14 protein-coding genes are annotated in these 13,158 nt (G+C 47.8%); 6 read left to right on the forward strand and 8 right to left on the reverse strand.

The window, feature by feature from the left end; all coding sequences use genetic code 11:
• Positions 1-319: 319 nt before the first annotated feature.
• A complete protein-coding gene (locus AT710_06680; protein ID KUO91383.1) occupies positions 320-1,147 on the forward strand; it encodes an aldo/keto reductase in 828 nt (275 codons plus the stop codon).
• Between the two features lie 12 nt (positions 1,148-1,159).
• On the opposite strand, the gene AT710_06685 is transcribed toward AT710_06680, so the two are convergent.
• The 4 genes from AT710_06685 to AT710_06700 form a co-directional block, all read right to left on the reverse strand.
• Positions 1,160-1,579 carry a 30S ribosomal protein S9 gene (locus AT710_06685; GenBank protein ID KUO91394.1) on the reverse strand — a complete coding sequence of 140 codons (420 nt, stop codon included), beginning with the start codon at positions 1,577-1,579 and terminating at the stop codon, positions 1,160-1,162.
• 77 nt (positions 1,580-1,656) lie between these two features.
• Positions 1,657-2,196 carry a 30S ribosomal protein S4 gene (locus AT710_06690; GenBank protein KUO91384.1) on the reverse strand — a complete coding sequence of 180 codons (540 nt, stop codon included), beginning with the start codon at positions 2,194-2,196 and terminating at the stop codon, positions 1,657-1,659.
• Positions 2,196-2,675, reverse strand: a complete 480-nt coding sequence (locus AT710_06695) for a 30S ribosomal protein S13 (protein KUO91385.1) — start codon at positions 2,673-2,675, stop codon at positions 2,196-2,198. Before AT710_06695 ends, AT710_06690 begins: the two co-directional genes overlap by 1 nt.
• 65 nt (positions 2,676-2,740) lie before the next feature.
• Entirely contained in the window at positions 2,741-3,277 is a 537-nt protein-coding gene (locus AT710_06700; protein ID KUO91386.1) for a hypothetical protein, read from the reverse strand.
• 233 nt (positions 3,278-3,510) lie between these two features.
• Between AT710_06700 and AT710_06705 the strand changes: the two genes are divergently transcribed.
• The 3 genes from AT710_06705 (at position 3,511) to AT710_06715 (ending at position 5,331) form a co-directional block, all read left to right on the forward strand.
• A complete protein-coding gene (locus AT710_06705) occupies positions 3,511-4,035 on the forward strand; it encodes a hypothetical protein (protein KUO91387.1) in 525 nt (174 codons plus the stop codon).
• A complete protein-coding gene (locus tag AT710_06710) occupies positions 4,023-4,565 on the forward strand; it encodes a hypothetical protein (protein KUO91388.1) in 543 nt (180 codons plus the stop codon). Before AT710_06705 ends, AT710_06710 begins: the two co-directional genes overlap by 13 nt.
• 181 nt (positions 4,566-4,746) lie before the next feature.
• Positions 4,747-5,331 (forward strand): nucleotidyltransferase, encoded by a 585-nt coding sequence (locus AT710_06715; protein KUO91389.1) that lies wholly within the window; start codon positions 4,747-4,749, stop codon positions 5,329-5,331.
• Positions 5,332-5,339: 8 nt separating this feature from the next.
• Here the strand turns inward: AT710_06715 and AT710_06720 are convergent, their stop codons facing one another.
• On the reverse strand, positions 5,340-7,175 hold the full coding sequence (locus tag AT710_06720) for a hypothetical protein (GenBank protein KUO91390.1): 1,836 nt from the start codon (positions 7,173-7,175) through the stop codon (positions 5,340-5,342).
• Positions 7,176-7,497: 322 nt separating this feature from the next.
• Positions 7,498-8,175 (reverse strand): hypothetical protein, encoded by a 678-nt coding sequence (locus tag AT710_06725; GenBank protein KUO91395.1) that lies wholly within the window; start codon positions 8,173-8,175, stop codon positions 7,498-7,500.
• Positions 8,176-8,416: 241 nt separating this feature from the next.
• Here AT710_06725 and AT710_06730 point away from each other — a divergent pair, with 241 nt between their 5' ends.
• Both AT710_06730 and AT710_06735 read left to right on the forward strand, forming a co-directional pair.
• Complete coding sequence (locus AT710_06730; GenBank protein KUO91391.1) at positions 8,417-9,430, forward strand: hypothetical protein; 1,014 nt, start codon at positions 8,417-8,419, stop codon at positions 9,428-9,430.
• Positions 9,418-10,407: an aspartate-semialdehyde dehydrogenase gene (locus tag AT710_06735; GenBank protein ID KUO91392.1), complete on the forward strand. Its 990-nt coding sequence runs from the start codon at positions 9,418-9,420 to the stop codon at positions 10,405-10,407. The genes AT710_06730 and AT710_06735 overlap by 13 nt, the downstream gene beginning before the upstream one ends.
• A gap of 99 nt (positions 10,408-10,506) precedes the next feature.
• Here AT710_06735 and AT710_06740 read toward each other — a convergent pair whose 3' ends face one another.
• Together AT710_06740 and AT710_06745 are read right to left on the reverse strand one after the other, a co-directional pair.
• A complete protein-coding gene (locus AT710_06740) occupies positions 10,507-11,715 on the reverse strand; it encodes an aminotransferase (protein ID KUO91396.1) in 1,209 nt (402 codons plus the stop codon).
• A gap of 67 nt (positions 11,716-11,782) precedes the next feature.
• Positions 11,783-12,802: a delta-aminolevulinic acid dehydratase gene (locus AT710_06745; GenBank protein ID KUO91393.1), complete on the reverse strand. Its 1,020-nt coding sequence runs from the start codon at positions 12,800-12,802 to the stop codon at positions 11,783-11,785.
• Between the last annotated feature and the right edge of the window lie 356 nt (positions 12,803-13,158).

A 13,158-nucleotide genomic window follows, 5' to 3' on the forward strand; every position in this document is an offset into this window, starting at 1 on the left:
GAGAGGCGTGCAACGCCCTTCATTGGGCAAGGCGTGCAGGGCGGGAGCCGCCCGTGGCGCCCGTGATCCGCCCACTACTCGTGATGATGGGCAAGGCGGGGAAGCGGGAAGCCCCTTAAGGGCGGGGTAGCTCACCAAGGCAGTGTATGGCTTAATTATGCTTCAATACATGATTAAACAATCCTAGGAGTGTGGACAAGGCCTTAGTGATTGATGCTTCGTTGAGCACCAATAGTTATGGGTAAGGAAGGAGAAAGCTATGTCTATAGCTGGGTATTTCGCGAGAAAAACTTTTACCCATATTAATTCAACTCGTTATATGGAGTATAGGGAATTCGGTAAGACCGGGGTAAAGGTATCCGTAATTGGAATGGGTACGTATTACGACCCGGCATGGATATTGCTCTCGAGGATTGGAATATATAGGAATAGAAATGAGAAAATAGATGCCATAAGGGCTGGACTGGATGGAGGAATTAATCTAATAGATACGGCGGAGATATATGGCTCTGAGCCCCTCGTGGCTGAGGCAATAAGGGATCGCCGACGAGATGAATTATTCTTAGCGACCAAGGTTTGGCCCACGCATTTATCCTGGAGCAAGATGAGTAAGGCAATAGATAGAAGCCTAAGAAGACTTGGCACTAACTATGTGGATCTATACCAGATACACTTCCCCGGGAGGACCCCCATACGGGAGGCAATGCAAAACATGGAGAAACTTGTCGATGCCGGAAAAACATTGTATATAGGGGTGAGCAATTTCAATATGGATCAATTAATGGAGGCAGTCACGTCCCTAAAGAAGCATGAATTAGCGGCGGTTCAACTAAACTATAGCCTAGCCAATAGATCGATAGAGAAGGATATACTTCCCTACTGCATCAAGGAAGGAATAGCGGTCCTAGCCTATTACCCCCTTGGGCACGGGAAACTAGCTAATAATGCTTCGCTTAGGAGGATCGGGGAGAAGATGGGCAAGACACCGGCTCAAGTGGCATTGAATTGGTTGATTCAGAAAAATGCATTCCCAATACCAAGGGCCTCCCGGAGGAGCCACGTAATTGAGAATCTAGGCGCCTCTGGATGGATGATTAGCTATGACGACATTAGGAGCCTAGAGAATGAATTTAGGATTCAGGATTGATTTGATTTGTGCTTACCTGTATGCTTTTTGCCTCTTGCTGCGTGCATGCTTTAGCCCAGGCTTCTTGGGCTCAGTCCTTCTATGGTCTCCCTTTATCATGGATTCATCGTAGACGCTGAACAACCTATATAGATTCTGGTCCTGGAAGTACTCCAGTAAACCCCTCGCAATAGCCATCCTTACCGCCGATGCTTGCCCCATGAAGCCGCCGCCAGACACCGATACNTCGATATCAACTTGGCTAGATAATTTCCCGGCTAGAGTAAGGGGCTCCATCATTTTTAGCCTAGCCATCTCAATGGGCCAAATCTCCACTGGAACACCATTAATCCTAACCCTCCCAATTCCCTGCTTCACAATGGCCTTCGCTATGGCGGTCTTCTTCTTGCCTACAGCTATGACTACCTTTATGCCCTTAACTGTTTGGGCAATAGTGTTCGGTATGGCCCTAATCCTCCTTGTTTCTTGCTGCTCCTCTTGTTTCTGTACTTCTTCTTGCTCCGCCATGATTACCTCGCCTCCTCACCCTTTGCCTCGCCTTGCGTGGGCGGGGCGTTAATGAATGGGGATGTTGGCGCATAACCGATCTGGTCCTCAAGTGACCTTGGAACCAAGTAGCCGGGGGACGTCATTCGTCGCCCAGCAACGGCTATATGGCCGTGCGTTATTAATTGCCTTGCTTGATACATTGACTTAGCTAATCCCCTCCTAACTACGAGGGTCTGGAGCCTCCTATCCAGCACTGCTCTTATATCTAGGGATAACACGTTATCCAGCGGTGCAGATACATCNTTGATTAATCCCTGCCTGTATAGTCTCTCCTTGAATTGATTCTCTAATTCCTCTCTTTCCTCGAAGGGTATTGATAGCAATGCCCTCGCTCGTTCCTTGGTTCGCCTGAGCAGTGATCTGGCGAGCCAAAGCTCCTTCTTGTTTCGAAGTCCATACTCACCCATTAACTGTAGTTCCTCCCTTAATAGCTCCTCATTCCATGTACGCCTGGGCTTGCCGTATATGTACTTTTTCCTGGACTTCTTTGGATCGCCCATCACTTACCACCGCTGCTTCCTCCTGCTCCTGGCACTGCCTTCTTCTTCGCGNCTCCAACAGTGCCGCCCAGCCTACCAGTTGATCTAGTTCTTTGACCTCTCACCTTAAGGCCCAAATTATGGCGAATGCCCTTCCATGTTCTGAGCTTCCTCTCTAGATCTATATCCCNCCTCACGTATAACAATAGATCGGCTCCTATTAGGTGCATATCCTTGCCGGACTCAACATCCTTGGCTCGGTTAACGAACCATCGCGGGACTATTGATGATACGTTATTAACGGCCCACTCAAGCTTCTTTAATTGCTCATCATTCAAGGAACCAAGTTTTTGGCTAGGATCTATGCCAAGATATCGACAAATGGCTACTCCCGTTGAGATCCCTATCCCCTTTATTCGGGCTATGGCGTATAGNGTAGACTTCTTGCCGTTGAGATCCGTATTGCCTATACGTATAATCTCCCTAACGCTACTCGACATCTAGAAGAAACTCGCAACTTAGGGTTTAAAAACAATGCTATTCCATTGAAGTTTCACNGCATGAATCACTTATCGCGTTGCCGCGGAGCCCGTTCTATTAAGGTCTCATATATCTTCCCAAGTAGATCATATAATTGATCTATTCTCTTGTTTGTTTCGTTTATTCTGTTGTTTAGCGTGTCGTTCATTGTTTCTATTCTTTTGCTTAGGTCATCTATTCTCTTGTTTGTTTCGTTTATTCTGTTGTTTAGCGTGTTGCCCAACTCGTTTATTCTGTTGTTTAGGGCATCATTCATGACATTCATTCTATTATTAACGGCCTCAAACCTAGCATCCATGTCCTTTTTAACTTCATTCACCCTATTATTCACCGTCTCAAAAAGCACATCCATTCGAGCATTCACTGCCTCTATGCTTTTACTTAATGACTCAAACACTGAATCAATCCTCTTATTGGTCTCATCTATTCTCTTATTGGATTCCCTGAACATTCCGATCATTAATATCACCAAATCCTCTGAACCCAGTTTCTTCCCGCTCTCCAGTTTCCTGAGGACAGCCTCTAACGACTTATCCACAACAGAACCCAATAATTGCTCCATTGCTCAAAATCAAGTATCGCATCAATTTATACTTTAGCCTATTGAATTATTGTGTTTTTCACAAATTAAGACCGGGATGTATTGCATCATTAATATGGAGAACAATAGGCATTGCTCCTTGCAGTGAGGGTGTTAGCGGCATTATATTTTTATTATGATTTACTTGAACAGTTGTTCATATATTTTGAATTACGAGCAATTCTTTATAACGAAAACGCGATACGTAACTAGCCATGGGTCTTAATCCATATAGTAGCTTCAACGAGATAATAAATGCCATGAAACTANCGCTAACAGATCGGCGATTAATTGCACTATTCCTATTCTCTATTTCCCTCATCTTTCTTCTCTATTATTACTTATTCACATCAACAGCCCTCGGCTATCTATACCTGNGCCGCCTCTACATTATTTACTCAGTCACGGCATCGCTGATATTCTCTGTATTGCTCTCCGCCTCCCTAGTAATGGATATATACGCTGCGATAATTAGAAGGAGAACCAGAGGAAACTTGGGGAGCCTAGCCGCCACAGTTGTCGCGACAACGCTTCCAGCCGCTTGCTGTTCCCCATTGCTTCCATCACTGGTGGCCTTGGTTGGCGGCTCATACCTAGCCATAACGATGACAGGCAAAATCCAGGGATTAATAGGGTTATATGACCCCATCCTGATTGGCATTGCAGTGATCCTCTCGTTGGTCTCCCTATACCTTTCTGCTAGATCCGTTCAGGGAAGGTGTGAATCATGCAAAAGATGAGGCAAGCCATAATAATTGCAGCAATTGCAATCATAGCGGTAATGGCAATGATCATAATTGTTTCCCTGCCGCATAAATCAATTGGAATAAGCGTGGGGGATGAGGCTCCCCCTGTCTCCTTTACATTGATTAATGGGACTACGCTGAATCTATCCCAGTTAAGGGGTCACTATATCCTGCTCTACTTCATAACTACTTGGTGCAGCGGTTGCGCGGCTGGAGTAGAGACCATTAATTACTATGCCCCGCTTATTGCCGCGAAGAAGATATTGGTGATGGTGGTGGAGTCATATGATGACTTAGGATACCAGGGAATGCCGCTGCCCCAATTCATGCAGAGATTCGGAGGCCAGCCCCGCAACTGGTTCATGGCTGGCTATGCTGATCTCGCAGCAACGGAGAAATATAACCCAGATGGTTACCCAGATATTTATTACCTTATAAGCGACCGTGGAGTAATAATCTATAAGAACGTGAATCTAGCATCAACGTTTAGCCAGGCACTGGATGAAATAAAAACGATAAAGTAATTGCGATAATAGTAGCCATATTGCGGGAACTTAATGGAGATGCTTCAACCACTTTCCTTGTCTTTCATCTTTTAACCCCAGAGACCCCGTCCGTGAGGGTGGAGCAGTTTACGCCTGTCTTATTCATCATTAAATTGAATTGTAGGCCATAATTTTTATACTGGTCCGTAATCCGCCATGCATGAGAGGGGAATTAAGCAAGTATTTTGATGCGCTAATCAGGGTCGCCAATGCCTTGAGGAGCAATGGCATTGATTTCGAATTAATTGGAAGCATGGTTCTCCCCATTGGGTATAATATTTATTGGGATGTTCACGATATTGATCTATTCATAATGGGCGAGAGTCCATTCATGAATCCAGATAAGTTCGAGAGGATAGCCGCTGAAAATGATTGGGACGTCGGTTCATCCGCATTCGGCAACATGTACGTAGAGGTTCTGGCGGGAGACGCAATGATTAGGGTTGATTTAATGGAAAACGCCCTAGATGTGTATATACCGAACGAACTATTGGACGATCACATTATGGCCAAGATAAATGGAGCCGAGATCAAGTCAATGAAGGTGGAGGGCCTAGTCGTGCTGAAGGCGAAGGAGGCAACCGATGATGCAGAGGAGTTCCTGGAGGAACTAAACGAGAGATTAATGGATTCATCGATTCAATTAGATAAAAAGAAGATACTGAGATTCATAGCATCATACCCGGAGGACGAGAGGGCATCATTGAGGCACAGGATAGAAATGGCTGGAATATACTTGGACTAAGCCGGGACTTAACTAATGAAGGTCTTCTTGCTGACCAAAATAGGCATCGTCAGCGGTCTCCTTGGGTAACCCTCTACTTCCTTCGATATGGAGCCGATCAATTCATCAATGCTAAGCGATGCTTGGCCGGAGCCCCTGATCCTCACGCTGAGGATTCCTGTCTTTAATTCTCTATCCCCAATTATTACTATATAGGGCACCCACTGGGTCTCCGCGTCCCTTATCTTCTTGTTGAGGGTTTCATCCCTATCATCCACATCAGCCCTGATCCCGCTCTCAATCAGTTTCTTGGCTATATCCATTGCGCCATTAATGTAATCCCTGGAGACAGGTATAACCCTGGCCTGTATTGGCGTGATCCATGTGGGTAGCCTCGGCACTTTGCCGGCCTCCTCATCTATGGCGGCCTTATCCAGAAGCGCGAAAATGAATCTTTCAACGGATCCAAGTATCGCTGTATGTATTATGACGGGGTACCTTAACTGATTACTCTCATCCACGTACTTTATGCCGAACCTCTGCGCATTGCCTATATCGAACTGGAATGTAGCTATCTCCCTGGGTCTCTTTAATTGATCTATTATGTGATACTCAACGTTAAGCACCCAGTAATACTTTGACTCATTTAATACGCGGACAAGTATTGGCTTCCCCTCCCTCTTGGCTAGAGTGAATAGATAGTCCTTATGCTCATCGAAGAATCCCCTCGTCACGTTATAGAGACTCACGTAGTCTCTTCCAATATTCCTTATCTCGCTGAATATCTTCCCATGAAGTCTCAACCCAACCTCCATTGCCTGCTCCAAGTCCTTCACGAATATATGTAGGTCAGGCATATAGAATCTCCTCAGCCTAAAGCAGAGCACTGTCTCGCCAGGCTGCTCATACCTATAGCTATCCGCTATCTCAAGCATGCCTAGAGGCACGTCCCTATAACTTAGAACCCAGTCCTTTATCATGGCGAATTGCTGAAAACACGCCGCATACCTCATCAGCAACTCTTCATCGGCCTCAGTCATATACATCCTCTCCCCAAATAGTTTAGCGTGCTCGGATATTGCGCGTTGATCTGTCCTAAACATATTGGTTCCCCTTATCTTGAAGGCGGGGAATCCCAAATCATTAGCTGCCTTCCAAGCGTAATCCTCCACGAGCTCCATCATGAGGGTTGCCATGGGTCCATACCTCATGTGGCCCACGTCGGATAATGGTTCCCACTCAAATCCGAACTTCCTACAGTAATCCAAGTACCTCGGCGCCTTTCCTCCCCCTAACTCATGCTTAAACACCTCCTTCTCCACGAGGATCCTTAGATCCTCCTCGCTAGGTTTGAATTGATACTTATCGGCCGGGAACTCCTCTCCATTGGGGGTTAATACAACATAGAAATCATTAATTACCTTCTGCTCCTGCTTCTTTATCGATGATGGGGTTATTGTTCTGCTTAACTCGGATAGGGGATGGCCCAGGCATTTGATGCTGAATGCCTTGTACCAACCGAATGGTGCCTTCTCCACTTCAGTGCCAGCCTTCTCCTTAACTGAGTTGAATAACTTACTTAGTATATCTATTGCCTTAGTTGGCGGCGCCAAGTCAGGGCTGAGGTGCGCATATGGATAAATAACTATGACGCTTGCCTTCACCTTCCTAGCCACATCTATTATATCATTTGAAACGGATTCCAGGAACTCGGAGGCATCATTATCGACGCTCTCCACCGTTGTGAATACCACTAAAGCATTCTTCGCAGAATATTCCTTCTTATCGAGAGGCTCTGGTTCATTTATTGCCTTCTCCTTAACTGTGTAGCTGAAGTCCTCCGCGTGAATTAAGAGGAGCCGCATTACGTATAGTGACCTTAGGTGTTTTTAACATTGTCGTCGCTATGAGCTACCCCGCCCTAACGGGGTTTCCCCGCCCCGCCTGCATCGTTACGGGTAGTGGGCAGAGCTCCACGGGCGCTGCGGGCGGCTTCCACCCTGCCCTCCTCAAGTGGTTGAGCGCCTAATTATAGTCCCTATCCACGGTCCAACCGCACCTGGGGCACGAGAAGACGCGATCATTTAAAGTTAAGTCGTCCTTCACCCTAGTGGGCGTAGAACCCTCGCCCCTTCAGGGCGGGGAGGAGTCAGCTAGTTGGAGGATGCCATTCATAGAAAATGCGAGTTACTGCTCGGCCTCCCTCCTTGCCTTCATCGCTATATCATTAATGACGTTGAGGGTTATCATGGGCATTCGCTGCCTAATGAAGAAATAGCCATTGACGAGGGGATAAGGAACTGTTCTCCCATCTTCATCCGTTAACTCAATTGCGCCGCTTCTCCACATTTGAGTCAGCGTCGCTGCATAGAATTTCCTGAGGGCTATGGCTTCCCGCGCATGCGGTACCTCGTTCTTGAAATATACCCGCATATCGCCGTTGCCGTATCCAGGATCATCTCGCTTCACGACTGGGCACGCATATGATGCAACGAATGATACATCGAAGTCTATGGTTTTGGTGGCCGTATCCATGGAGTACCTAATTATCCTGGGCAAGTATGGGAATGATCTGCAAGTCAATGGTTTATATGAATCATGCACAAGGCACTTCGTTCCCCTCAGGAAGGGACACTCCCCCCTCCCATTAAGCATTAACAAGTATGAGAGAACTATCCTAACTTTATTTAATTCATCGACAACTATATAGGACGGAGAGAAAGCAGCCTCAATCCCCAGCTCCTCGGCTTCCCGCTGCAGCAGGTAAACTTCATGGGGAAGCACGGTTATTGGGCTTAACTTGCAGCACGATGCGCAGTTGGGTTCGCATTTAAAGGTCGTAGTCACGTCAGCGCCGCTACCCATAACGCTTTTTAATATTTTGGGCATCCACGGTCTACTTGCCGAATAATGGCATTGCTCCCCTCCCCTCTACGCGTTGCGGTCATGTATTTCCTTGATCCGCCGCTATGCTGTGCATGGTTATTTCCGTCTCTCTGCGTTGTAATATTTATTAAGCGAAATATCGAGGCTATTTAGTGACCTCAATGGAAACAGGAAATTACGACTAGAAAGCTATAATATATGTAAAATAGGCGGTTCATTATTGAGAAGCGGTAAAGATTATGCGAACTTGGCACCCATAATTAATGATTGCATACCAGTTATTTCAGCAATGAGGGGAGTAACCGATAAGTTAGTTCTGGCCGCGCAGCGTCAAGACATTAATGCCCTAAATGAGATCCACGACCTATACATTGATGCCTTAAATGAAGTATCGCCCCCAAATAGGGCTCTCTACATGGGTTTGCTGCGGGATGTCGCATCATCAGCCATGCGGCACCTCCTCATGAATAACCAGGACGCAGTTATAGCCCACGGCGAATTATTCTCGATAATCATCATGGCAGCGGCCCTGGAGACTATTGGAGCAAATGCCAGGCCAGTATATGACCCGGGAATACTAATAGAAGAGTCACGCAGTGGATCAAGGATCAGCGGATTAAGCGGATTCTACGTTAGACAGAGGCTCACTTCATTAATTAATAGAGGAATAATTCCAGTGATTCCCGGCTTCATTGGTTGGTTCAGGAACGGTACTCCAGGCACGTTGGGGAGAGGCGGCAGCGATTACACTGCCTCCCTCCTAGCCTATTACCTAGGCGCCTCCCAAATCACTTTCTACACTGATGTGCCGGGCATATATAGTGGAGACCCTAGAATAGTGAATAATCCAAGGCTCGTGGACTCCATGAGTATTGAGGAGGCATACGTCTTCTCTATAATGGGAGGAAAGAAGTTCCACCCCAAGACGTTCGAGCCATTAATAGATACAGACATCGTTGCCGTGATAACCATGCCTGGCAGCGGCATGGGAACGATTATTTCCAGGAAAACCAGGAGGGGACCCAAGGCCGTTGCCGTGTTTGATGCCGCCAGGATAGGGGGCAGAGGATACGCGGTCGCCGTCATTGGTCACATGGATCCCCGTGAGGTGCCGATTAGGCTGGACTTCAGGGATAGGGGCGGCAATGCCTTCGGCTTGGTTCTAGGCGATGAGGAAAATGCGGCGGCGGCTGCGCGAAGCCTTCATGAGTGGGTGATTTCATGGGCAAGATAAGGGTTTCCCTGCTCGGCTCCACAGGAATAGTTGGGCAAACCATGGTTAAATTACTGGAGGGCCACCCATACATAGAGTTAACTAAGGTCTCGGCATCGCCGGCCAAGATTGGGCAGAAGTACTGTGAGGCAGTTAAGTGGGTCATTAATGGGGAGGTTCCGGAATACGTATGTGATATGGAGTTGGTCTCCACGGATCCAAGTGATCACAGGGATGTCGATGTGGTACTTTCGGCCTTGCCTAATGATGTTGCGGCCAAGGTGGAGCCTGGATTAGTTAGGAGCGGAATAAACGTCATCTCCAACGCGTCTCCGGGTCGCATGGATAATGGCACTCCATTAATTAATCCAGAGGTTAATTGGAGGGCCCTGGAAATGATTAGGGGGAGAGGCGATTGGCTTGTTAAGAATCCCAATTGCACCACTGCAATAATCTCCCTCGCTCTCGCCCCATTCAGGGATAAGTTGAGGAGGCTCTTCGTGACGACNATGCAGTCAGTTTCGGGAGCCGGCTACATGGGGGTATCATTTCTATCAATAGAGGGCAACGTGATTCCATACATAAAGGGCGAAGAGGAGAAAATAGAGGCTGAGCTAGGCAAAATAATGGAGTGGGGAATAGACGTACACGCCACGAGCACTAGGGTTCCCGTTAAGTATGGCCACATGGCTATCATAGAGGCCGAGCTCGGCGTATCCATGGGGATCAACGATGCGGTTAAGGCAATAGAGGAGNACTCATCATTTCCGCAGCAACGCGGCTTGCCCACGGCGCCCCCTAGGCCCCTAATTCTGGTTAAGAGAAGCGATGGACCACAGCCGCTGCGGGATCTTGACCCAATGGCGGTCTCCATCGGTAGATTAAGCATTAAGGCGGGTTACCTCAGAATGGTGATTCTGGGGGATAATATAGTTAGGGGAGCTGCCGGCGTGACCATCCTAACCCTGGAGACAATGAGGGAAATGGGCCTCATCTAGTGGTGAACTACCNCNCCCTAACGGGGCTTCCGCCCCCTTAACCCCCAAAAAGATAAAGGGAAATGGCAAGCCTCGCCACTTATTGGTGGGGCGGCCAGATTAATGTTGATTCTTGCTCAGCTCCTCCTTAATTGCATTGCTTAGCCTTCTAATGCCTTCATATATCATGTCGACAGAGGGATACGTGAAGTTAAGCCTCATTGATGTGTGGACGTCTTCATCTGGGTAGAATGATTTGCCCGGCACGTATGCAACCTTATACTTGCTTACGGCAATTGGCAGCATATCCTCGGTCCGTATGCCTTGGGCTGATGCCCATACGAACATGCCGCCGATGGGCCTCGTCCACGTGACTTGCTCCGGCATGTATTTAGCTAATGCGTCCAGCATGGCGTCCCTCTTAACCTTATAGGCTTCACGTATCTTGGGGATATTGCGTTCTATTATGCCTCTCCTCAATGCCTCCAGCGCAATGTATTGGCTTAGCGTTGATGTGTGTAGATCAACGGCTTGCTTCGCCATTGCTATCCACCGTATTAGGTCCTTATCCCCAACCACCCAACCAACGCGTATCCCCGGCGCGATTATTTTGCTGAAAGTGGACATATAGACAACCCTATTCTCCGTATCCATCGATTTAAGGGGAGGTACATAGATGCCGTCGAACAGGAAGTAACTGTAAGGATTATCCTCCACTATCAGTAGGTCGTACTTGCTCGCCAGCTCCATTAGGTGCTTGCGCCTATCGATGCTCATGCTTATGCCTGTCGGGTTTTGGCATGTTGGTATCACGTAAATGAATTTTATCTTGTTCCCATCATTAATGCTCTTCCTTATGGCATCCTCGAGCTTAGTCATTATCATGCCGTCCGAATCCATGTCTACGCCAATTATGCGTGGGCGATACGCCTTAAATGCCTGGAGTGCAGCCAAGTAGGTCGGTCTCTCCGTTATCACGGCGTCTCCCGCATTAATAGTTATTCTACCAATTAGATCCAGTGCTTCCTGGCTTCCCGTTGTTATTATTATTTCTTCGCGGCTGGCCTTTATTCCATCCTTGGCCATGAATCTAATTAATTCATCCTTTAGGTCATCCACTCCCTCTGTCTTTCCATATTGTAATGCGCTGCTTCCCTTGGTTATTATTACGTCCCTAGCTATGTCGGCTAATTCCCTTGGGAATGTGCTTGGATCCGGCATTCCGCCGCCGAGCGATATGACGTCCTCCGTCACCCACTTCAATAATTCACGTATATCGCTTGCCTTCATGAATTGAGTCCTCTCTGATAGGAGGGACTTAATGTCCATCATTAATCAATTCGTCAATTTATGCTCTGTATTTAAACCTTTTCATATTTTTATCTATCTATAATATTTAGAAGAATGAAGCCCCATCCCTAAGCATTCGAGCCGCATCCGGCGCAAAATAGGTTAAAATCAAGTCGGCCCCCGCCCTCCTTATCGAAATCAAGCTCTCCATTACGGCCCTCCCCTCATCGATCCAGCCGGCAGCCGCGGCGGCCTTTATCATTGAGTACTCCCCGGACACTTGATACGCTGCGAGCGGGACCTCTGGGAAGCTCTGCTTAACGAGCCGCACCACATCCAGGTAAGGCATGGCCGGCTTCACCATGACTATGTCTGCCCCCTCCTCGATATCCATGGCAACCTCCTTAAGCGCCTCAAACGCATTACGTGGATCCATTTGGTAGCTCCTCCTATCCCCAAACTTGGGGGCGCTATTCGCGGCCTCGCGGAAGGGACCATAAAATACGCTGGCGTACTTAGCGCTATAGGACATTATGGGGACATTCTCGTAACCACCATCATCCAGTGCGCCGCGAATTGCTTGGACCTGCCCATCCATCATGCCTGATGGCGCAATGACGTCGGCCCCAGCCTCAGCGTAATTAACTGCTATCTCTCCATAAATCTTAAGCGTCGTATCATTATCAATATAATAATCAGCTCCCGAGCCAGACACTACGCCGCAATGCCCATGATCCGTGTAATCACACATGCAGAGATCGGCGAATATGGTGATCCTCCTGCCGAATGCCTGCCTAAGCAACCTAATGCCCCGCGGAACCACGCCGTTCCTATTGGTTGCCTCGCTAGCCATGGGGTCCTTCCTATTAGTAACCCCGAACAGTATCAGGTTATGTATGCCTAAATCGATTAATCCCTGCACGGTTCTAATCAATGCATCGCCAATAGGCCACCTAAATTGCCCCGGCATTGCCTCTATTCGTTGGGGGGAGTCGGCATCAGTTATGAATAGGGGCATAATGAAATTGCTGGGGGATAATGATGTCTCCGCCACGGAGTCCCGAATAAGTGGGTTTAACCGTAATCTCCTAGGCCTAGTGACCGGGAACCTAAAGGAGGCATTCATGATACGCGGCAATAAGGCTGGCATTAAATACTTTCCCAAACCAATTACGACACCCCCTAAAGGCTCCCAATCCCCTAGATGCTTCCTCAATGCATGGACTTTACCAAAATGGGGGTTAAGGGGGCGGAAAGCCTCGCCCCATCAGGGCCGGGGATGGATAACCCCCTTATAGAAAACTTTTTTTAAGCCTAAACACCTCTCTTCAGGATGCCCTCTTCCGGTCAATTTCTTGAATGAGGAGCGGAGGCCGATTCCCCCCGCAATACCGGGAGGGGGCATCAAAGAAATCGAATTCAAGAATAGGAGGACTAACGTGGTTCGCCTCCTACCAAATGGGTTCCAGGAAAGAAAGCTGA

The organism is Thermocladium sp. ECH_B (assembly GCA_001516585.1).
Lineage (GTDB): Archaea > Thermoproteota > Thermoprotei > Thermoproteales > Thermocladiaceae > Thermocladium.